Source organism: Stenotrophomonas sp. YJH_SMC_57 (assembly GCF_059369755.1).
Genome location: NZ_JCAFSZ010000005.1, coordinates 330,041 through 350,911, shown reverse-complemented (window position 1 = coordinate 350,911; position 20,871 = coordinate 330,041). Strand labels below are relative to the sequence as shown.

At 67.5% G+C, this 20,871-nt stretch carries 16 protein-coding genes and 1 pseudogene; 8 read left to right on the top strand and 9 right to left on the bottom strand.

Features of this window, described 5'->3' with window-relative positions:
* Both AC5P7U_RS09010 and AC5P7U_RS09005 read right to left on the bottom strand, forming a co-directional pair.
* Positions 1–1,716 (bottom strand): annotated as a pseudogene (locus tag AC5P7U_RS09010) (phospholipase D-like domain-containing protein); the annotation flags it as partial.
* Positions 1,716–4,898, bottom strand: coding sequence for a type VI secretion system tip protein TssI/VgrG (locus AC5P7U_RS09005; RefSeq protein WP_197564894.1), 3,183 nt, complete (start codon positions 4,896–4,898; stop codon positions 1,716–1,718). The pseudogene AC5P7U_RS09010 and the gene AC5P7U_RS09005, both read right to left, overlap by 1 nt.
* Before the next feature lie 373 nt (positions 4,899–5,271).
* On the opposite strand from AC5P7U_RS09005, the gene AC5P7U_RS09000 reads away from it, so the two are divergent.
* The 7 genes from AC5P7U_RS09000 (at position 5,272) to AC5P7U_RS08970 (ending at position 11,243) form a co-directional block, all read left to right on the top strand.
* Positions 5,272–6,258, top strand: coding sequence for a PhoH family protein (locus tag AC5P7U_RS09000; protein ID WP_006429312.1), 987 nt, complete (start codon positions 5,272–5,274; stop codon positions 6,256–6,258).
* Positions 6,255–6,740: an rRNA maturation RNase YbeY gene (gene ybeY / locus AC5P7U_RS08995; RefSeq protein WP_006429311.1), complete on the top strand. Its 486-nt coding sequence runs from the start codon at positions 6,255–6,257 to the stop codon at positions 6,738–6,740. Before AC5P7U_RS09000 ends, ybeY begins: the two co-directional genes overlap by 4 nt.
* Before the next feature lie 52 nt (positions 6,741–6,792).
* Entirely contained in the window at positions 6,793–7,401 is a 609-nt protein-coding gene (locus AC5P7U_RS08990) for a hypothetical protein (RefSeq protein WP_197564895.1), read from the top strand.
* Positions 7,401–8,009, top strand: a complete 609-nt coding sequence (locus AC5P7U_RS08985; RefSeq protein WP_197564896.1) for a hypothetical protein — start codon at positions 7,401–7,403, stop codon at positions 8,007–8,009. The genes AC5P7U_RS08990 and AC5P7U_RS08985 overlap by 1 nt, the downstream gene beginning before the upstream one ends.
* A gap of 64 nt (positions 8,010–8,073) precedes the next feature.
* The gene (locus tag AC5P7U_RS08980) at positions 8,074–8,955 is read left to right on the top strand and encodes a CorC family transporter (RefSeq protein WP_053449270.1); all 882 of its coding nucleotides are present in this window, start codon (positions 8,074–8,076) and stop codon (positions 8,953–8,955) included.
* A 62-nt stretch (positions 8,956–9,017) separates the two neighbouring features.
* On the top strand, positions 9,018–10,214 hold the full coding sequence (locus AC5P7U_RS08975; protein ID WP_197564897.1) for a lipoprotein N-acyltransferase Lnb domain-containing protein: 1,197 nt from the start codon (positions 9,018–9,020) through the stop codon (positions 10,212–10,214).
* A 6-nt stretch (positions 10,215–10,220) separates the two neighbouring features.
* Positions 10,221–11,243 carry a magnesium and cobalt transport protein CorA gene (locus AC5P7U_RS08970; RefSeq protein WP_006429303.1) on the top strand — a complete coding sequence of 341 codons (1,023 nt, stop codon included), beginning with the start codon at positions 10,221–10,223 and terminating at the stop codon, positions 11,241–11,243.
* 140 nt (positions 11,244–11,383) lie between these two features.
* Here the strand turns inward: AC5P7U_RS08970 and AC5P7U_RS08965 are convergent, their stop codons facing one another.
* The 7 genes from AC5P7U_RS08965 to AC5P7U_RS08935 all read right to left on the bottom strand — a co-directional run bounded on the left by AC5P7U_RS08965 (position 11,384) and on the right by AC5P7U_RS08935 (position 19,287).
* Entirely contained in the window at positions 11,384–12,748 is a 1,365-nt protein-coding gene (locus AC5P7U_RS08965) for an aldehyde dehydrogenase family protein (RefSeq protein WP_197564585.1), read from the bottom strand.
* A gap of 92 nt (positions 12,749–12,840) precedes the next feature.
* The gene (locus AC5P7U_RS08960) at positions 12,841–13,683 is read right to left on the bottom strand and encodes an ABC transporter permease subunit (RefSeq protein ID WP_106550353.1); all 843 of its coding nucleotides are present in this window, start codon (positions 13,681–13,683) and stop codon (positions 12,841–12,843) included.
* The gene (locus AC5P7U_RS08955; protein ID WP_006429237.1) at positions 13,680–14,612 is read right to left on the bottom strand and encodes an ABC transporter permease subunit; all 933 of its coding nucleotides are present in this window, start codon (positions 14,610–14,612) and stop codon (positions 13,680–13,682) included. Before AC5P7U_RS08955 ends, AC5P7U_RS08960 begins: the two co-directional genes overlap by 4 nt.
* On the bottom strand, positions 14,609–15,745 hold the full coding sequence (locus tag AC5P7U_RS08950; RefSeq protein WP_053449267.1) for an ABC transporter ATP-binding protein: 1,137 nt from the start codon (positions 15,743–15,745) through the stop codon (positions 14,609–14,611). Before AC5P7U_RS08950 ends, AC5P7U_RS08955 begins: the two co-directional genes overlap by 4 nt.
* Positions 15,746–15,934: 189 nt before the next feature.
* Positions 15,935–17,044 carry a polyamine ABC transporter substrate-binding protein gene (locus AC5P7U_RS08945; protein ID WP_312560471.1) on the bottom strand — a complete coding sequence of 370 codons (1,110 nt, stop codon included), beginning with the start codon at positions 17,042–17,044 and terminating at the stop codon, positions 15,935–15,937.
* A 90-nt stretch (positions 17,045–17,134) separates the two neighbouring features.
* Positions 17,135–18,529 carry a glutamine synthetase family protein gene (locus AC5P7U_RS08940; protein WP_006429229.1) on the bottom strand — a complete coding sequence of 465 codons (1,395 nt, stop codon included), beginning with the start codon at positions 18,527–18,529 and terminating at the stop codon, positions 17,135–17,137.
* Positions 18,526–19,287, bottom strand: a complete 762-nt coding sequence (locus tag AC5P7U_RS08935; RefSeq protein ID WP_197564586.1) for a gamma-glutamyl-gamma-aminobutyrate hydrolase family protein — start codon at positions 19,285–19,287, stop codon at positions 18,526–18,528. The genes AC5P7U_RS08940 and AC5P7U_RS08935 overlap by 4 nt, the downstream gene beginning before the upstream one ends.
* A 161-nt stretch (positions 19,288–19,448) precedes the next feature.
* Between AC5P7U_RS08935 and AC5P7U_RS08930 the strand changes: the two genes are divergently transcribed.
* Positions 19,449–20,726 carry an NAD(P)/FAD-dependent oxidoreductase gene (locus AC5P7U_RS08930; RefSeq protein WP_197564587.1) on the top strand — a complete coding sequence of 426 codons (1,278 nt, stop codon included), beginning with the start codon at positions 19,449–19,451 and terminating at the stop codon, positions 20,724–20,726.
* The last annotated feature ends 145 nt before the right edge of the window (positions 20,727–20,871 follow it).

Genomic DNA, 20,871 nt, shown 5'->3' with positions numbered 1-20,871 from the left:
CGCATGCAATGCCGTACCCGAGGAACGCACGATCTGTACGGTGACGTCGCCGGCCGTGCCCGGCCGGGCCAGGTCACCGAACAACGCCTGCATGCCGCCCATCGACTGCAGCCATTGATCGCTCAACGGCGTCAGTTCCATGCCACGTGCCAGCGTGGTCTGCTCCGGCAGGCCGGCGCCTGTCCAGTCGTTGGCACCGCGGATGCCACGGTTCAGGACCTTGCGCACCGCCGTGCCGATTTCACGGTCGCCGCGCTGGTTCTGCCAGACCATGGCGTTCCAGCGGTGCATGAAGTTGCGGCAGATGTCGAACACCGCCGGTCCCTGCAGGCGCGCGTGCACGTCCTGCCACGGCATGCGCGGCTGGCGGCCGCTGTCGAGCAGGCGCTGGATGCGATCCACCGGCTCGTTGATCCACTTCACCAGCGATTCCCACGCCTGTTTGGCCTTGTTGAACTTGTTCTCGATCTCGGCATATTTGGCCTTGGCGTCCGTGACCAGCGAGTCAGGATCACGCACGTATCCCACGACCGTGGTGGCCGTCTTGATCGGGCCCAGAATGGCGTCCTTGATCGCAGCCTTGCGCTCATCGACCCACTCGCCGAACTTCTTCGCCTGGATCTTCGTGAAGCCTTCCACCGCGCGCCCGGCGGCGGCGGCGGCCTCGCCGACGTTCAGCTTGACCGCCTCGTCGGCGGCCCGGTTGGAAGCGGCGATGACGTCGGCGTATTCCTTTTCGATCTCGGTCAACCACCCTTGAATGGCCAGGAAGGTCTTGGCGACCGAACGCTGTACCTTCACCGCTTCTTCCATGCCCGGAATGACCATCTCGGCAAGCTTGCGGATGCCTTCGCGCTCCAACGCGTCGGGCACGCCCAGCTTGTCTGCATAGTCCTGCAGTTCTGCCAGTGCGGCGCCGGCATCCCACTGCGCCTTCATCCGGTCCAGCGCGATGGCCAGGCCCGGCACGTATGCCTGGGCAAAGCCGGGGCGGACACGGCCGACCGCGTCCGGGCTGGTATCGGGCTTATCCAGGGTCAGGTCCTGCTCAGCCCTCGTCATGCCCCGAAACTTGCTCAGGCAATTGTTGTAGTGGTCATTGAGCACATGCAACTTCGGGTCGCAGACCACGTCGAAGTTGCCGTCGTCCCAGCGCCCGTGGGCGATGTCCAGGCCGCCGACGAAGCCGATCTTCCCGTCCACCACCAGGATCTTCTGGTGGTGCGAAAAGGCGATGTTGAAGGCATCGGTGCGGCCGGTGGCCGGGTTGTGCAGGCCGACCTGCACCTGCCCCGGCGTGTTGGCATCCTGCATCTTGTACAGGGCCGTACGCGCCTCGTTCTCGTGGGTGTAGGCCGCCGCCTCGACACTGTCGTAGAGCAGCACCCGCACATCCACGCCGCGCTGGTTGATGGCGTCGAACAGCAGTTCGCTCAGTCGGCTGGCGTGGGCACCGCCACGGCTGTCCAGCTCGGTGTCGAAGTTCATCTGCCAGTCGGCGATGAAGATGAACTTCTGCGCGCCGCGGATGGCATCGGCCATCGCCTTCATCGCCGAGCGGCCGTCTGTGTAGGCGTCGACCTTGTTGCCGCGCCGCACCGGTGCGAACTGGCGGTCCGGTGGCGCGTAGTAGTCACCGCTGCTGGTGCCCTTCTGCCCGTCCAGGCAGGTCAATGCGGTATGCGGGACGCTGCCCAGCTTGGTGCCGTCTGCCATCACTGGATCTCCTTGCGCTGGGCCGGGTCGGCGTCGATATGCGACTGGAACTCGTACTCGGCACGCTGCCGGTAGGCATACAGCGCCGCATCATCGGGAAGGTCGGCCAGGGTTTTGCCGTAGTTGATCGCTTCAAGCGTGTCCATGGTGGTGCGCACGCCTGGCGAGCTGCTGTAGGGGCGCGGACGCTGCAGGGGAATCACGTCGATGCCATGCACCAGGAACAGCCGCCCCGGGAACCGGCCGGCATCGTTCCAGATCTTCGCGCACAGGGCGTCGTCCAGGCTGACCTCGCCCTGCTCGTCGGCCTGCCCTTCGGCAACGGTCTCGGCCCAGTTGCCCGGTACCAGCGCGCCATCACGCATGTCCTCGTCCAGCGCCCTGCGGGTACGCACGATCTTCCAGGGCTGGCCTGCCAGCGGATGCCCCTGCGGCCCCGGAATGTCCTGCAGGCGGAAGGCCAGCTTCGGAATCTGCTCGCTGAGGGTGCTGGTTGGCATGTCCGGGAGCGCGTAGCTGAGCTGCGCGGGCCCGACGAAGGACTTCTGCCCGGCATGCACGGTGATGGTGCCGGGACAGTTCACCACCAGGTTGCCGCCCTCCAGGGTGAGGCTGGCGCCACCGGCGGTGGCGATATGCAGGGTGCGCGGTGCGGCCAGTTCCACGGCCGCCTGGGCGCTGGCGGCACGCAGAGAGGCACGCGATTGCACGTTGATCTCCGCGGACTGGGCGCGGACGTCCAGCGCCGCCTGCCCTGCTACGACGCTCAATGCAGCCTCGCCAGCAAAGGTCCGGCCACTGGCCGCGAGCACGCCCACGGCCTGCATCGCGTGCAGGCGCGCGCTACCGGCCACGCTGGCATCGCTGTGCTGGCCACTGGCCAGCACCACATGCCGGGCACTGCTCCACTGCAGCGCCTGCCCGGCCACCATGGCCAGGCCGGCATGGCCGTGCAGCCCGAGCGTGGGCTCTTCGGTATGCGGCACGGCGCCGCCGGTGGGCCGACCCTCACCACCTGCGCGGGCCTGTGCGTAGTCCTGCCCGGGCACGCTGGCGCGCGCGACCCGCTGCAGGCCCGCCAGGCCCGCGCTGTCCTCCGACGGAGCGTGGCTGGCCATGCCGACCGCCCGGTGGGTGGTCGCCATCGCGTGCCAGGACCCGGCCAGGGTTGACGCCTGCTGCAGCAGCGCACTGGCGGCAACGGCCTCACCGGCCGGCGAAGCGGGCGCGCGGGGGTGCGCGATCAGCCATGCGCCACGCTCTGCGCGCAGTGCGCCCCAGGCATCGGTACGCAGTTCCGCGCCCTCGCCGCGCAGGGACCCGCGATGGTTGTCGGCCTGGTGCCGCAGGTGGCCAAGATTCAGTTCGCTGATGGCATGGCTGCTGGCCAACTGCAGGCGCAGCTGCGCATCGGAGTCGTCGAATACCAGGCGGTTGTAGCCGGTACCGGACCACTCCCGTGACTGGATGCCCCACAAGGCACCGGCATGCCGGTGCTGGCCTTCACCGGGCGCCATCGCATGCCAGGCAGGGGCGTGGCCGCCGGCCGCATTGCCCTGCGCACTCGGACGCCTGTCGGCGGCCTGGCCGAACAGGCCTGCGTCGCTACCGGCTGCAGCCGCACCGGCAGGCGTGGGAGCAGCGCCGGCATCACCACGGCCGTTGTACAGCGCGCCCAGCACCAGCGGCCGGTCGATGTCGCCCTCAAGGAAGCCGACCAGCACCTCCTGGCCTACGCGCGGCAGGAACTGCGAACCCACGCCCGGCCCGGCGTAGCGCTGCGCCACCCGCATCCAGCACGTTGCCTCGGCGTCGGTGGCCCCCTGCAGATGCAGGCGCACCCGGACCCGGCCCTGGCTGTCGGCATGCAGATCGGCGTCACTCCGGCCATCGCCGGCGATGACCCGGGCGGTCTGGTAGCCCGGTGCAAGCGGCCGCGGGTTGATGCGTTCCCCGGTCCCGTCCTGCAGTACCGGACGCCATGGCTGCCGCTGGTCGACGGCCCGGAACCGGTTGGCGTAGCCCAACGCCGAGGACGCCTCAAGCAGGGCTCCCGGCAGCCCTGCGCTGGCCGCGAGCCAGGGCGCAGGTGGCTCGGCCCGCCGCTGCCCGCGCCCCTGCGTGATCGGCGGCGGGTTGCACCCGTGGTGCAGTACCTCGGTTGGAAGGAGGGTCGGGGCGGCGGCGGTTCCGGCCGCCAGCACGCGGATGAAGCGGCCCGCCTGCAGGCTTCGAACGCTGCCGGTGCCCAGCCAGCCGGCCAGGCCCGCCTCGTGCGCTTCGGCCACCCGGCGCGCCCGGCGCTGCCCATCGGCCGCCTGGGCGAAGGCATGCGCGCCCACCGGGTCGTAGATCTCGCGCGGACTCTGGCCGCCCGCCTGCAACGGCAACTGGACATGGCGGAGCACCGGCCCCCGGTAATCGCTGGTGACCAGCGACAACCGGTTGCTGCCCAGCAGGCGACGTGCGCCCAGCTGCTGCAGCGTGTCCGCCGCTTCGGTACCGTCATTGCGATGGAAGCGGATGCCGCCATCGCGGGCGGACTGAGGGTTCTCCGGCTGCGCTCGACTGTCGGAAAACAGCACGAGGGTCAGCCGCCCGCCGCTGTCGCTCTCGAATGCGCCGGCAATTCCCTCTTCGGCCAGCAGGCGCTGCACGAAGGCCAGGTCCGGCTCGCGATACTGCACGCAGTAGCTGCGCGCAGGCGCCTCGGCCAGAGCGGCTACGGCGTCCTCGCTCCAACGCCAGCAGGCGAACTCACCATGCCCGCCCAGCACGTCCTCGACGATGTCGCGCACGGTGCGTTCCTGGTACACGCGGCTGTGCCGTGCATGCCCCAGCATCCAGGTCCATGGGACACAGTGCAGGCGATAGCGCGCCAGGCCGCCCTCGCTCTCCAGCCGATGGGCAGAGGCAACATACCCGCAGCGCAGATGGTCCTGGCCATCGTCCAGGCGGGTGACCAGCGCCGCCTCGCGACCCGGCCATTCACCGAACGCGAGGCCCGCATCCGGATGCAGCACATCCACCCAGTAATCGAATCCACCAGCCAGGCATTCATGGCCCCACCATTGTTCGACGAACAAAGGGGGCAGGCCATCGGCCCGCAGGCGGTGCAGTTGATGGTCCGGCTCCAGCCCGACCAGCGAAGCAAGCGCGGCATGCGCGAGTGAAGCATCCATGTCATTTCCTGTGCCAGGCGCTCCTGCCCTGGCGATGGCCTACCTGCCACTTCCGCATTGCTACGGGCCGGGCAGCGCGCTGCGCCGATCCTCGCGGAAGACCCTGTTCCCTTGGGGCTCCGGGCAGATAGTCATCCGCGGCCCGGCCGCCGTCAAGTTTCCGGCACTCCCCCCTCCGCCGGTCATGACGTTTTTTTCACCATCGGCTCATGGAGCTTGTGGCACAAGGGACGAAGGTGTCTATCCACAGCTTTCTTCCAGCCCGGTCCACACGCCATGTGGAAAACGCCCGGCGCTGGCCGTGTGACCCTGCCGCGCGCTACCCTTGCTGCCTGAATCCACTGTGGTGCAAGGCTTCCGCCCTACCCGATCAATGAAAAGCATCGAGCATCGAGACTTCACCCTGTCGCCGGAAGACAACGAGCGGCTGGCCAACCTATGCGGTCCGTTTGACGGGCATCTGCGACAGATCGAGCTGAAGCTCGGCGTGGAGATCGCCAACCGCGGCTTCGTGTTCCGCATCAGCGGACCGGAAGAGGCCATCGTCGAAGCACAGAAGCTGGTCGAGGCGCTGTACGCCGAGGCCGGCGAGACCACCTTCGACAACCATGCCATCCATCTGCGCCTGGCCCAGGCCAACGTCGAGCAGATCGCCGAGCGCTCCTACGAAGCGCAGGACGTGGCAATCAAGGTCAAGCGCGGCACGGTGCGCGGACGCGGTGCGAACCAGGGCCGCTACCTGCACCAGATCGCCACCCACGACATCAACTTCGGCATCGGCCCGGCCGGTACCGGCAAGACCTTCCTGGCCGTGGCCAGCGCGGTCGAAGCGCTGAATGAATCGCGCGTGCAGCGGCTGATCCTGGTGCGCCCGGCGGTGGAGGCCGGAGAGAAGCTGGGCTTCCTGCCCGGCGACCTGAGCCAGAAGGTCGATCCCTACCTGCGACCGCTGTACGACGCCCTGTATGAAATGATGGGCGTGGAGAAGGTGGTCAAGCTGCTGGAGAAGAACGTCATCGAGATCGCGCCGCTGGCCTACATGCGCGGCCGCACGCTCAACGATGCGTTCGTGATCCTGGACGAAGCACAGAACACCACCATCGAGCAGATGAAGATGTTCCTGACCCGTCTCGGCTTCGGTTCCACCGCGGTGGTGACCGGCGACCTGACCCAGACCGACCTGCCCAAGCACGTGCGCTCCGGCCTGCGTGACGCCATCGATGTGCTGCGGGGGGTCGAGGGCGTCAGCTTCACCTTCTTCGAATCCCGCGACGTGGTCCGCCACCCGCTGGTCGCGCGCATCGTCAGCGCCTACGACCGCCGCGACCTGCATCAGATCCAGCCTGGAGCAACTCCATGACCCGTGGTCCCGTGCGACTGGATGTCGCCGTCAGTTACGCCCTGCCGCGCTCCGGCCTGCCGGCGGCGGTCAGCTTCCGCAAGTGGGTGGCCGCCGCACTGAAGGGCCGCATCCGCGAGGCCGACCTGGCCATCCGCGTGGTCGACGCCAAGGAGGGGCAATCACTGAACCGCCACTACCGCGGCAAGGACTACGCCACCAACGTGCTCAGCTTCCCGGCCGAAATGCCCGAAGGCCTGCCCAAGGGCGTCAAGTTCCCGTTGCTCGGCGACCTGGTGATCTGCGCGCCGGTAGTGGCCCGCGAAGCCGATGAACAGGGCAAGGCGCTCAATGCCCACTACGCGCACCTGACCGTGCACGGCGTGCTGCACCTGCTCGGCTGGGACCACGAGGACGACAAGGAAGCCGAGGCGATGGAACAGCTGGAGCGCGAGATCCTGGCCGAGCTCGGCATCGCCGATCCGTACGCCGGCGAGCGCTGAGCAGGCCGGGCGGCCATCCCCCGGGTCCATAACGAAAACACGAGGAACAAGGATGATCCAGCAAGGCAGCTTCATCACGCTACTGATCGTGGGCGGCCTCTTCGCCGCCCTGCTGGTGCTGGGCGTGCGCACCGTCCGGCGCATCGCTGCCACCGATCCCACCGGGCAGCACTGGCTGCTGCGCGTCCTGGCGCTGCTGTCGCCCCTTTGCCTGGTGGCAGGGCTGGCGATCGGCATGATCGGGCCGTACCTCAACGACCGGGCGCAGCCCGCACACGGCCCCGGCCTGCTGACGATCTCGATGCTGCTGATGCTGGCGGGTGCGCTGGCGCTGCCGGTGCTGTGGCGGATGATGCTGCAACGGCGCCTGGGCCGGCCCGCCAATGGGCTGCCGTTCTTCCATGCCTCGCGCACCTCGCTGCTGGTGCTGTACGTACTCGCCGCGGTCTACATGATGCTGATCCGGAATGCCGGGCCGAACCCGATGCCCTGGCTGATGGACGCTGGGCTGGTGCCGACCGTGGCCTGGGCCATCGCGGGGCTGCTCCACCTCTCGATGCTGTCGGTGCTGATCACCCTGCCGCTGATGTTGCTGCGTGCAGTGATGATCGGAGTCGCCCGCCGTATCACCCGGCCGTTCACCCGTTCCTCGGGGCTATGATGGCGCCCCACCGCCTGCGGATACCGCCCGTGTCACTGCGCTGCTGCCTGATCCTGCTGGGTGCCCTTGCCGCTCCGCCTGCCTTCGCCTCCAGCCTGGACCTGCCGGCGTTGATCGAGTGCCGGCAGCGCGTGGCCGATCTCGGCGCGCTGGCGCCGCTGCTGGCCGACCCGCTGAAGGCCGTGGCCCTGGGCCTGCAGCCGTTGCCGCAGGGCAACCAGTTCATGAGCGAGTACCGGCTGGCCCAGCCGATCATCGTCTTCGGCGTGGCCACCGAGCGGGTGGCGGTGGCCGGCGCCAGCATCATGGCGGTGCTTGACCAGGCCGACCCACGGCCGCTGGCCAAGCGGCTGGGGCTGGAAACCGGCTACGACCAGGACGGCAAGTTCATGGCCGGCCGCGAACTGGTCAGCCGTGATGTGACCGACCCGAAGACCGGTGAGGCCCAGATCGAGTCGATCATCCTCAGCGTCTCCACCGTGGCCTCCCATCCCGGCAAGACCCTGGCCGGCTGCACCTACAGCCTGGACCTGCCCGAGGAAGAAGCCCCCGCGCGGCCTGAACTGGCCCCGCCGCCGATCACCGGGCCCGGCAGCGACGGTCACTGACAGGCCGTCACATCCTGCTAGACTGGGGCCAACGCCCGGCCTGCCGGGTGCCTTTTTTCCAGAGATGTCAGAAGACGACAGTAGTAGCTCCCCTGCGGAGCACAGTGAAAAGAAGCGCGGCTGGCTTGAACGCCTGACGTCCGCCTTTTCCGGCGAACCCCACACCCGCGACGAGCTGGTCGCGGTCCTGCACACCGCGCAGGAAGAGGGGCTGATCGCCGCCGATACCCTGAAGATGATGGAAGGCGCCATTTCGGTGGCCGAGCTGACCGTGGGCGACGTGATGATCTCGCGCTCGCAGATGGTCTCGCTGCCGGTCGAAGCGCCCTTCCTTGAGCTGATGAGGCAGGTGGTCGAATCCGGCCATTCGCGCTTCCCGGTTCATGGCGAGAACAAGGACGACATCCTCGGCATCCTGCTGGCCAAGGACCTGCTGCGCGGCGTGGTCGCCGACAACGGCCCGGCCAACGTGCGCGAGCTGCTGCGCCCGGCGGTGCTGATTCCGGAGGCGAAGAAGCTCAACGTGCTGTTGAAGGAATTCCGCCTGTCGCGCAACCACATGGCCATCGTGGTCGACGAGTACGGCGGTGTCGCCGGCCTGGTCACCATCGAGGACGTGCTGGAGCAGATCGTCGGCGAGATCGACGACGAGCATGACGAAGCCGAGGATCCGTCGGCGCAGATCGCCATCCAGTCCGACGGCCAGTACGTGGTCGACGCGCTGACTCCGATCGGCGACTTCAACGAGCGCTTTGGTGCCACGTTCTCCGACGAGGACTACGACACCATCGGTGGCCTGGTCACCGAGGCCGTGGGCCACCTGCCGGAAGTGGGCGACGAGCTGGCGCTGGATCGTTTCATGTTCCGCGTGGCCCGCGCCGATGCGCGCCGGGTGCAGGCCTTCCACGTGACCGTGCTGCCGCCGGACGCGCAGGACGACGCTTGAAGCGCGGTGCCCCCAACCTGGCACTGCGCCTGACGGTGTGGCTGGCACTGTGCGTGCTGGCCATGGTCCTGCCGCTGGCCGCCTCCGCGCAGCCGGTGGCAGCCACACCTGCTTCACCCGTCGCCAGCGCCGAGGCTCCTGCCCCGCGCATCGGCGTGGTGACCATGCAGCCGGGCACGGTGTTCTTCGAGCGCTTCGGCCACGACGCCATCGTCGTGATCGATCCGGCCAGCGGCGAAGCGACCTCGTACAACTTCGGCTACTTCGATCCGTCCGAAGATGATTTCATCAGCCGCTTCGTGCGCGGCGACATGATGTATTACCTGGTGGCGCTGCCGCTGCAGCAGGACCTGTCGTACTACGACGAGACCGGCCGTGGCGCCAGCGTGCAGTGGCTGGACCTGCGCCCGGACCAGGCGCGTGCGCTGGCCGCCGACCTGGCCGAGCGGGCCAAGCCGGAAAATGCGCGCTACCACTACGATTACTACACCGCCAACTGCGCCACGATGGTGCGCGATACCGTGGACAAGGCGCTGGGCAGCGGACTGCAATCGCAGCTGTCGGGGCGCTCGCGCGGCAACACCTATCGCAGTGAATCGGTGCGCCTGGCCTCGCCGGCAGCGTGGATGTGGCTGGGCTTCGACGTCGGTCTCGGCCCGTTCGCCGACCAGCCGCTGTCGCGCTGGCAGGAAGCGTTCGTACCCATGCGTCTGGCCGATGCGCTGCGCCAGGCACGCAACAGCGATGGACGACCGCTGGTGCAGTCCGAACAGGAACTGTTGCCGCACCGCATCGACCCGGAACCGAAGGAATTCGCGCGCCGCTGGTGGCCGTGGCTGCTGTGCGGCCTGGTGATCGCCGCCGGCGTGCTGGCGCTGCGCAGCCGCCCGCGGCTGCTGGCCGGGCTGGCCCTGCCGTTCTGGCTGCTGTGTACCATCGCCGGCAGCCTGCTGGTGTTCCTGTGGGGCTTCAGCACCCACTACGCCGCCTGGGCCAACCGCAACCTGCTGCTGCTTTCGCCGCTGGCGGTGCTGCTGCTGCCGGGCGCGATCGCCGTGCTGCGCCGGCGCGTGCCGGGCCGCATGTTCAGGATCGTGCTGTGGCTGCTGGCGGTACAGGCCGTGGCCGCGCTGGTACTGCACTGGCTGAGCCTGCAGGCGCAGTACAACGTGCAGTGGATCGTGCTGCTGCTGCCGGTGCACGTCGCCCTGGCGTGGGTGCTGGGGCGTCGTCCTCACTTGTCCGAAACACGCCCCTGACGCACGATGGCGGGCATGTCATTGCCCGCCTCCGCTTCCGCACCTGCCTCGGCCAACCCCGCCTGCGTCATCAACTGCGTCCACTACGATGACGAGGGCAAACGCCACGACATCAGCCTGGACGCCATCAGCGATGTCATTGCCAGTGGCAACGGCTTCGTCTGGGTGGGCCTGTACGATCCCAACGACGATGTGCTGCTGAAACTGCAGGAGGAATTCTGCCTGCACGACCTGGCCATCGAGGATGCGCGCAACGCGCACCAGCGGCCCAAGGTCGAGACCTACGGCAATTCCCTGTTCGTGGTGGTGACCACCGCGCAGATGGTCGATGAGCGCATCCAGTACGGCGAGACCCACGCCTTCCTCGGCCCGCGCTTCCTGGTGACCGTACGCCACGGCGCTTCCCTGTCGTACGCGCCGGTTCGTGCGCGCGTCGAGCGCGAGCCGCAACTGCTGAAGATGGGCCCCTCGTACTGCCTGTACGCGGTGACCGACTTCGTGGTCGACAACTACCTGCCGATCGTGCATCGCTTCCGCGACACCCTGGACCTGCTGGAAAAGGACATCTTCGCTGACAACTACAAGCGCAGCACCGTGGTGCGGCTGTACGAACTCAAGCGCGAACTGAACAAGATGCGGATGGCAGTGGCGCCTCTGCAGGACGTGCTGGCACAACTGCGCCGCTACCAGGGCGATCTGATCCCCGACGAAGTGAAGCTGTACGTGCGCGACGTGCACGACCACGCTGTGCGCATCAGCGATGTGATCGACACCCTGCGCGAAATGCTGGGCACCGCGCTGAGCGTGAACCTGTCGCTGGTGACGCTGGCGCAGGGCGAGACGGTCAAGCGCCTCGGTGCATGGGCCGCACTGCTGGCGGCGCCGACGCTGATCACCAGCTGGTATGGCATGAACTTCAGCCACATGCCGGAGCTGAGTGAACCATGGTCCTACCCGCTGATGATCGTCGGCGTGGGCGGCGTGTGCGTGGGGTTGTACCGGTTGTTCAAGCGCTCGAAGTGGTTGTAGAGCGTATCGACCAACGGTCCATACCCACCAAACCGGTAGGCCACGACCGTGAGTCGTGGCACATGACCCGCCTTGGGTAGTGCCGGCCGCTGGCCGGCAACCAGGCAATGCCGGCCAGCGGCCGGCACTACCGTTCGGCATCAAGCCACGTAGACGGTCTTGATGTTCATGAACTCATGGATGCCGTGGTCGGCCAGTTCGCGGCCGAAGCCAGACTGCTTGCTGCCGCCGAACGGCAACCGCGCGTCACTCTTGACGATGGCGTTGACGAACGCGGCGCCACACTCCATACGCTGGGCAAAGCCTTCGCCGCGCACCGGGTCGCGCGTCCACACACTGCCGCCCAGGCCAAAGCGGGTGTCATTGGCCACGCGCAGCGCCTCGGCCTCGTCCTTGACCCGGATCACTGCGGCCACCGGCCCGAACAGTTCCTCGTCGTACGCCGGCATCCCTGGACCCACATGATCGAGCACCGTGGCCGGATAGCCGGCATGCGTGCCGGCAATCGGCTCGCCACCGATCAGCACGCGCGCGCCCTTGGCCACACTGGCCTGCACCTGCTTGTGCAGTTCGTCGCGCAGGTCGGCGCGGGCCATCGGCGCCAGCGTGGTACCACGCTCATCCGGATCGCCGTACTGGCGCTCGCCCGCCGCCTCAACGAAGCGACGGGTGAATTCATCGGCCACGGCATCCACCACGATGAAGCGCTTGGCTGCGATGCAGGTCTGGCCGCTGTTGTCGAAGCGTGATTTCACTGCCGCCGCCACGGTCTTGTCGAGGTCGGCATCGTCGAGCACCACGAAGGCATCACTGCCGCCGAGTTCCATCACCGACTTCTTCAGCTGGCTGCCGGCATTGGACGCGATCGAGCGCCCTGCCCGTTCGCTGCCGGTCAATGTCACCGCCTTCACCCGCGCGTCGCGCAGCACGTCGGCGGCCTGGTCGTTGTCGATGTGCAGCACATCGAACACGCCTTCGGGAAGGCCACCGTCGCGGCACACCGCCAGGATCAGGTCGGCGCACTGCGGCACGTTGCTGGCGTGCTTGAGCAGGGCCACGTTGCCGGCCATGAACGCCGGGGCCAGGAATCGGAACACCTGCCAGATCGGGAAATTCCACGGCATCACCGCGAACACGCAGCCGATCGGCTCGTAGCGCACGTAGCTGCGCTGGGCTTCGGTGTCGATCAGCTGCGGCTTGAGGTAGTCGGCGGCATGGTCGGCGTAGTACTCGCAGGCGGCGGCACACTTGTCGACCTCGGCCAGCGCTTCGGCCTTGAGCTTGCCCATTTCATGGGTCATCGCCTGCTGCAGGTCGTCGCGGCGCGTGCGCAGCTGCGCGGCGATCTGGCGCAGGATGGCGCCCCGGTCCTGCAACGAGCGATCCGCCCAGCCCGGGAAGGCATCGGCGGCAGCCTGCAGGCGCTGCTCGATATCGGCAGCGCCCATCAGTTCATGGCGGTAGGTCACCAGGCCGGTGGCCGGATCAACGATCTCGACGGTCATGGGGGATCTCCTTCAGGAAGACCCCCATTGTGCGCCGCCGGCCGTGAGCCGGATGTTGCCGGCGCTGATGTTGCCGGCCCTGCCGGCAGACCTCAGCCGTTGTCCTGCCGCGCCAGCTGCAGGTCGCGCTGGCGCCGCTTTTCGGCGCGTGCATTGATGTACCAGCCGATCACCGCGGCGATCGATACCGCCGACACCAGCAGCGTTGCCAGTGCATTGATCTTCGGACTGATGCCCATGCGCACCGAGGCGAACACCTTCATCGGCAGCGTGGTCGAACCCGGCGTGGCGACGAAGCTGGCCACCACCACGTCATCCAGCGACAGGGTAAAGGCCAGCAGCCAGCCTGCCACCAGTGCCGGGGCGATGATCGGCAGGGTGATGCGGCCGAACACGGTCAGCCGGCTGGCACCCAGGTCCATCGCCGCTTCTTCCAGCGAGAGATCCATTTCCTGCAGGCGCGAAGACACCACCACGGTGACGAAGCACAGGGTGAAGGTGACGTGCGCGATCCAGATGGTGGCCAGGCCGCGCGCGGGGAAGCCGGGAATCGCGCCCATCGAGGCCAGCAGCGCCATCAGCGAGAACCCGAGGATGACGTCCGGCATCACCAGCGGTGCAGTGACCAGGGCGCCGAACAGCGGCTTGCCGCGGAAGCGCTTGAAGCGGGTCATCACCATCGCCGCCAGCGTGCCCAGCACGGTGGCGGTACAGGCGGTCCAGAACGCCACCACCAGGCTGGTCCACATCGCGTCCATCAGCGCGCGGTCGGCGAACAGGTCGCTGTAGGCACGGGTGGAGAACCCGGCCCAGACCATCGCCAGCCGCGAGCTGTTGAACGAGTAGAACATCAGCAGCAGGATCGGCAGGTACAGGAAGGCGAAGCCGAGCAGCAGCACGCCCAGCCCCAGGCCCTTGGCGGTACGCGGGCTCATGCCTGCTTTCCTTCCAGCAGGCGCTGCTGGGAACGGTTGAACAGCAGGATCGGCACCAGCAGCAGCAGGATCATCGCCACCGCCATCGCCGAGGCACCCGGCCAGTTGCGGTTGTTGAAGAACTCGTTCCACAGCTGGCGGCCGACCATCAGCGTCTCCGAACCGCCCAGCATTTCCGGGATCACGAATTCACCGATCGCCGGGATCATCACCAGCATGCAGCCGGCGATGATGCCCGCCTTCGACAGCGGCAGGGTGATGCGCAGGAACGCCTGCCACGGCTTGGCGCCAAGGTCGTAGGCCGCTTCCAGCAGGCGGTGGTCGTGCTTGACCAGGTTGGCGTACAGCGGCAGCACCATGAACGGCAGGTAGCAGTAGACGATGCCGATGTAGGCCGCGGTCGGGGTGTCGATCAGCTGCAGCTTCGGCAGGCCCAGGCCGGTCATCAGCGTCTGCAGGCCGGTGAACTGCAGGAACTGGTCAAGCAGGCCGTTGCGGTCCAGGATCGCCTTCCACGCATACACGCGGATCAGGAACGACGTCCACGACGGCAGCACCACCAGCATCATCGCCACGTTGCGCGCGGCCGGCGACAGGCGTGCGATGGCATAGGCCATCGGATAACCGATCAGCAGGGTGAGGAAGGTGGAGATGGCCGCGATCTTGATCGAGCTGAGGAACGCCTGCGCGTAGATCGAATCGCGGAACAGCGCCAGGTAGTTTTCCAGGTTCAGCTTCAGCGAGAAGCCGCCGTCCACGTACTGCAGCAGCCAGGTGTACGGCGGCGAGCCGACCCGGCTGAGCGAGAAGCTGATCATCAGCACGATCAGGAACGGCACCGCGAAGAACAGCAGCAGCCACAGGTACGGAATGCCGATCACCGTGGCACGCAGCCCCGGCAGCCAGCGCTTCAGGCCGGCGACGTTCATGAGGTCAGCACCACGCCATCGTTGTCGCGCCAGTGCACCCACACACTGTCGCCCCAGGTCAGGCCATCGCTGGCCCAGCGCTGCGAGTTGGCGAAGTTGGCCAGCACCTTGGCGCCGCTGGGCAGGCGCACGTGGTAGACCGAGTGGCTGCCGAAATAGGCGATGTCCTCGATCACGCCCTGTGCCTTGTTGGTGTGCCCTTCCGGCTCGTCCTTGCCGATCATCACCTTCTCCGGGCGCAGCGCGAACGCGACCGGCTGCCCTTCATAACCGGTGATGCCATGGGCGATGTAGATCGGTGCCGGGAACAGCGGCGAGCGCACGGTCACGTACTCGGGCAGGTCCTCGTCGATCACCCCGTCGAACAGGTTGACCGAACCGATGAACTCGGCCACGAAGCGGTTGGCCGGCTGCTCGTAGACCTCGTCGGGCTTGCCGACCTGCTGGATCCAGCCGGCATCCATCACTGCGATGCGGGTGGCCATGGTCATCGCTTCTTCCTGGTCGTGGGTGACCATCACGCAGGTCACGCCCGACGACTCGATGATGCTGACCAGTTCCAGCTGCATCTGCGAGCGCAGCTTCTTGTCCAGCGCGCCCATCGGCTCGTCCAGCAGCAGCAGCTTCGGCCCCTTGGCCAGCGACCGCGCCAGCGCCACGCGCTGCTGCTGGCCACCGGACAGCTGGTGCGGCTTGCGCTTGCCCAGGTGGCCCATCTGCACCAGCTCCAGCATCTCGCCGACGCGCTTGCTGATCGCGTCCTTGGCCAGGCCATCCTGCTTCAGCCCGAAGGCGATGTTCTGCTCGACCGTCATGTGCGGGAACAGCGCATAGGACTGGAACATCATGTTGACCGGCCGCTGGTACGGCGGCAGCGCGTCCAGGCGCTGGCCATCGAGGGTGATGCTGCCCTTGGTGGGCGTCTCGAAGCCGCCCAGGCAGCGCAGCAGGGTCGACTTGCCACTGCCGGAGCCGCCGAGCAGGGCAAAGATCTCGCCCTTGCGCACGTCCAGATTGACGTCGTCGACGGCGACGAAACCGTCGAATTCCTTGCGCAGGTCACGAATGGAGAGATAGCCGGGCGCACCGGTCGTGTCGACGACGGCGGCTACCGGCTGGGCTTCAACGGGCATGGGGGCTCCGGGAGCGGGCGGTGGACAGCGGCCGCCATTCTAACGGCCCGGGGGCGCAGGGGATATGACGGCAACAGGCGGGCGGGGCCGGTCGGACCGCGCCTGCGCGGCCACTGCCCTTGCCGGGCAAGGCGCGCCTCCCTTCCCGGGGAGCGGGCGCCGGGCATGACCCGGCGCCGCCGGACCGGCTTACCGCCCGGTCTTCACCTCGGTCCACAGCCGGGTGTAGAGCTTGTCGGTCTCCGGCGTGTTGATCGAATAGGTGAACATCCTCTCGGCCACATCGGCCGGCGGGTAGATGGTCGGATCGGTACGGATCGCCTCGTCCACCAGCGGGGTCGCGGTCGGCACCGGGTTGGCGTAGTGGATGAAGTTGGTGTTGGCTGCGGCCACCTTCGGCTGCAGCAGGTAGTTGATGAACGCGTAGGCCGCTTCCGGGTGCTTGGCGTCCTTCGGGATCGCCAGCATGTCGAACCACTGCGGGGCGCCTTCCTTCGGGATCGAGTAGGCCACGTGCACGCCATTGCTGGCTTCCTCGGCACGGTCGCGGGCCTGGATGATGTCACCCGACCAGCCGACCACCAGGCAGGTGCCGCCATTGGCCAGCGAGCCCACGTACTGCGAGGAGTGGAAATTCTGCACGTACGGACGGATCGACTTCAGCAGGTCGGCCGCCTTCTGCAGCTCGGCCGGGTCGGCGCTGTGCGGGTCCAGGCCCAGGTAGTGCAGCGCGATCGGGATCATGTCCGCCGGCGTGTCCAGGATGGTCACGCCGCAGTCCTTCATCTTGCTGATGTTTTCCGGCTTGAACACCAGGTCCCAGCTGCTGGCGATGTCGGCGCTGCCGCCGAAGCGCTGCTTCAGCATGTCCACGTTGTAGCCGATGCCGGTGGTGCCGATCATGTACGGCACGCCGTACTGGTTGCCCGGGTCCTGGGTGGCGATGCGCTTCATCACCGCCGGATCGAGGTTGGCCAGGTTCGGGATCTTGCTCTTGTCCAGCGGCAGGAACACGCCGGCCTGGATCTGGCGCCCGAAGAAGTTCAGGGTCGGCACCACCACGTCGTAGCCGCTGTTGCCGGCCAGCAGCTTGGTCTCGACCATCTCATCGCTGTCGAACACATCGTAGGTCACCTTGATCCCGCTCTCCTTCTCGAAGGTCGGAATGGTGTCCTCGGCGATGTAATCGCTGTAGTTGTAGACGTTCAGGACCTGGCTGTCCTGCGCGCCACCTTTGCCACCGCCACAGGCGGCGAGCATGGCGGAGGCCAGGCCGAGCGTGAGGATACGCAGCTTCATCGGGTGCTCCAGAATGCGGAAGGGGGGCCGGCGGAGCCGGCAACGGGTGCCAGCCTACCCCCCGGCGGCGGATTTTTCTATTGCGGACGCTCAGACGTTCAGCAGCAGGAACTCGCGTTCCCACGAGCTGATGACACGGAAAAAGGTCTCGTATTCCTTGCGCTTGACCGAGATGTAGGCCCGGCAGAAACGCTCGCCCAGCAGCGCCTGCAGCGCGCCGCACTGTTCCAGGCCATCCAGCGCCTCGCCCAGCGAGCGCGGCAGGTTGTAGCCCAGTTCCTTGGCACTGCCACTGACCGGCGCATCCGGCGCAAGGCGCTCACGGATGCCGAGCAGGCCACAGGCCAGGGTGGCCGCCATGGCCAGGTAGGGGTTGGCGTCGGAACCGGCAAAACGGCTTTCGACGCGCATGTTTTCCGGAGTATCCAACGGCACCCGCAGGCCGCAGGTGCGGTTGTCGAACCCCCAGTGCACGTTGCTTGGTGAAACCTCGCCGAACACCAGCCGGCGGTAGGAATTCACGTTCGGCGCGAAGAAGGCCATGGCCATCGGCACATACTTCTGCAGGCCCGCCAGGTAGTGGGCGAACATGGGGCTGAAATCCTCGCCGCCATGCTCGCCACTGAACACGTTCTGGCCGTCGCTGATCCGCACCAGGCTCTGGTGGATGTGCATGGCACTGCCGGGCTCGTTCTCCATCGGCTTGGCCAGGAACGTGGCGTACACGCCGTGGCGCATCGCCGATTCGCGCATGGTGCGCTTGAACAGGAACACCTGGTCGGCCAGGTCCATCGCGTTGGCGTGGGTGAAATTGACCTCCAGCTGCGCCGCGCCGGACTCGTGGATCAGCGTGTCGACGTCCAGCTTCATCGCGTCGCAGTAGTCGTACATCAGGTCGAGGATCGGGTCGAACTCGTTGACCGCATCGATCGAGTAGGACTGGCGCGCCGTTTCCGGACGGCCTGAGCGGCCCGCCGGAGGCAGCAGCGGGAAATCCGGGTCGGTGTTCTTCTGCACCAGGAAGAACTCCAGTTCCGGTGCCACGACCGGGCGCAGGCCCAGTTCGGCATAGGCGTCCAGCACCCTGCGCAGCACGTTGCGCGGCGCCAGCTCGTGCGGTTCGCCGGTCTTGGTGTAGCAGTCATGGATGATCTGCGCCGTCGGGTCGGTGGCCCAGGGCACCATGCGCACGGTGTCCGGGTCCGGACGCAGGATCATGTCCGAATCCGACGGCGAGGTCAGGTCGTAGTAATCATCGGGGAACTCGCCGGTGACCGTAGTGGCGAAGATGCCTTCCGGCAACCTCGTGCCGTAGTCGTGCGAGAACTTGTCGGCGGGAATGATCTTGCCGCGCGCGTTGCCGGTGATGTCCGGCACCAGGCATTCGACCTCGGTGATCCGCCGCTCCTTCAGCCAGCGCAGCAGGCTGCTTTCCTGCGGTGCGGGGGGCGTGGCCGTCTTGCGCGGGCGCGTTCGGGAACTCATCGGGAATCCAGTCGGTTCTGTTGGTGCTGCCGGCAAGCTTGGCCGAACGCACGGAAAATAGCGTGATAGAACGGCACCTGCATGACACGCCACTCCGGGTGCCACTGTACGCCGAGCACGAATCGATGATGCAGGCTGCGCGCCGCCTCGACCAGCCCGTCGTCGGCCACCGCCTCGACCTGCAGCCCCTGCGCCAGGCGGGCGATGCCCTGCCCATGCACCGAATTGACCTGCACGCGCTCGCCCTCGTGCCACTGCGCCAGCCAACCATCGGCTGCCAGCGTGACCGCGTGGGCCGGGCCGTACTGCACCTCCACCAGCGCCTGCGGGTCCTCGCGATGGTCATCCAGGCCCGGCACGGCATGCACCTGCGGATGCAGGCTGCCGCCCAGTGCGACGTTCAACTCCTGGAAGCCGCGGCAGATCGCCAGCACCGGCAGGTCCAGCGCCAGCGCCCCGTGCAGCAGCGCGAAGGCATTGGCATCACGCGCCGGATCATGCGGGTTGCCCGGCCAGCTGCGGCCGCCTTCATAGTGTTGTGGTTCGATGTTGCTGACCGCACCGGTCAACAGCAGGCCATCCAGCCCCTGCAGCCAGTCACTGGCCGGCAACGGCGGCTGCAGGCTCGGCAACACCAGCGGGGTGACGTCGGCCGCCTCGACCAGCGCGTGCAGGTACTTCTCGCCGGCCACCGCGAAACGGTGATGGCCGAGCACGGTACTGTCGGTGGGCAGGCCCACCCAGGGCAGCCGGCGCATGGGAAAACTCCTTGGCGTGGGGACACGTTACCCGCCGGCCGACGAACGCGGCAAGTCATCACCGTCACACCATGGCCGTCATCCATCGGCGAAACTACACGGGTGAACACCGATCACCCTCCCCCACTCCGACCGTCTGCGCCGCAAGCGCGAGGCCTGCAGTGAGCGCCGCCTTCCCACCCAGCTGGTACGCCGCCAGCCTGCCCGAACCACCCGCGCTGCCCGCGCTGCGGGGCGATGCGCAGGCCGATGTGGCCGTGCTTGGCGCCGGATATACCGGCCTGACCGCGGCGCTGGAACTGGCGGCGCGTGGCCAGCGCGTGGTCCTGCTGGAAGCACAGCGGATCGGCTGGGGCGCCTCAGGGCGCAACGGCGGGCAGGCGCTGGTTGGCTATGGCTGCGAGGTGGATGAGCTGGAGCGCCAGCTCGGCCGCGATGATGCCCGCCGCCTGTTCGACTGGTCGCGCGATGCGGTGCAGGCGATGCGCATGCGCATCGACCGCCATGGCATCGACTGCCACTGGGTGGAAGGCCACGCCAGCGTCGCCATCCGCGAGCGTCACGAGCGTGATCTGCGCGCCAACTGTGAACACCTGCAGCGCCACTACAACTACCCCATGCAGTGGTGGGACCGTGACACCCTGCATGCGCAGCTGGACAGCCCGCGCTACCGCGCCGCGATGTTCGACCCGCTCAGCGCGCACCTTCAGCCGCTGGCCTATGCACGTGGCCTGGCCGATGCAGCACGCGCTGCCGGGGTGGTCATCCACGAGGATTCGCCCGTGGTGCGCGTCCAGCGTGGCTCCCAACCCGCGCTGCACACGGCGCAGGGCAGCGTGCGCGCCGCGCACCTGGTGGTGGCCGGCAACGCCTGGCTGCAGGGCCTGCTGCCCCAGCTGGAACGGCGGATCATGCCGGTCGGCACCTATATCGGTGCCAGCGCGCCACTGGGTGCGCAGCGCGCCCGCGCCCTGATCGGTAACAACATGGCCGTGGCCGACACCGCTTGGGCACTGGACTATTTCCGCCTCAGCCACGATCACCGCCTGCTGTTCGGCGGCCGCGCCAGTTATTCGGCCCTGCCCCCGCCCGGGCTGCACGGGGTGATGCAGCGGCGCATGCACCAGGTGTTCCCGCAGCTGGCCGACGTGCCGCTGGAGCAGGTCTGGGGCGGCTACGTGGACATTACCCGCAACCGCGCCCCGCACTGGGGCCGGCTGGATGGCAACCTGTATTTCGCGCAGGGGTTCTCGGGGCATGGCGTGGCCGCCGCCGGGCTGGCTGGCGAGGTGATTGCCGCCGCCATCGCCGGCCAGAGCGAGCGCCTGGACGTGTTCCAGCGCCTGCGGCATGCGCCCTTCCCCGGCGGGCGCCTGCTGCGGATGCCGCTGCTGGTGGCGGCGATGTCGTGGTACAAACTGCGGGACGCGTTGTGGTGAAACAGTGAGCTGGCACGGAAAGATTCCGAAGAACCGGCAACTCCTGATCCTCTACAGCATGTGAAAGACACTTATACAGAAGGCGTGACGGAATTCTCATTTGATCGGCAGATCGCATCGTCAATTGCATTATCTAATGCATGCC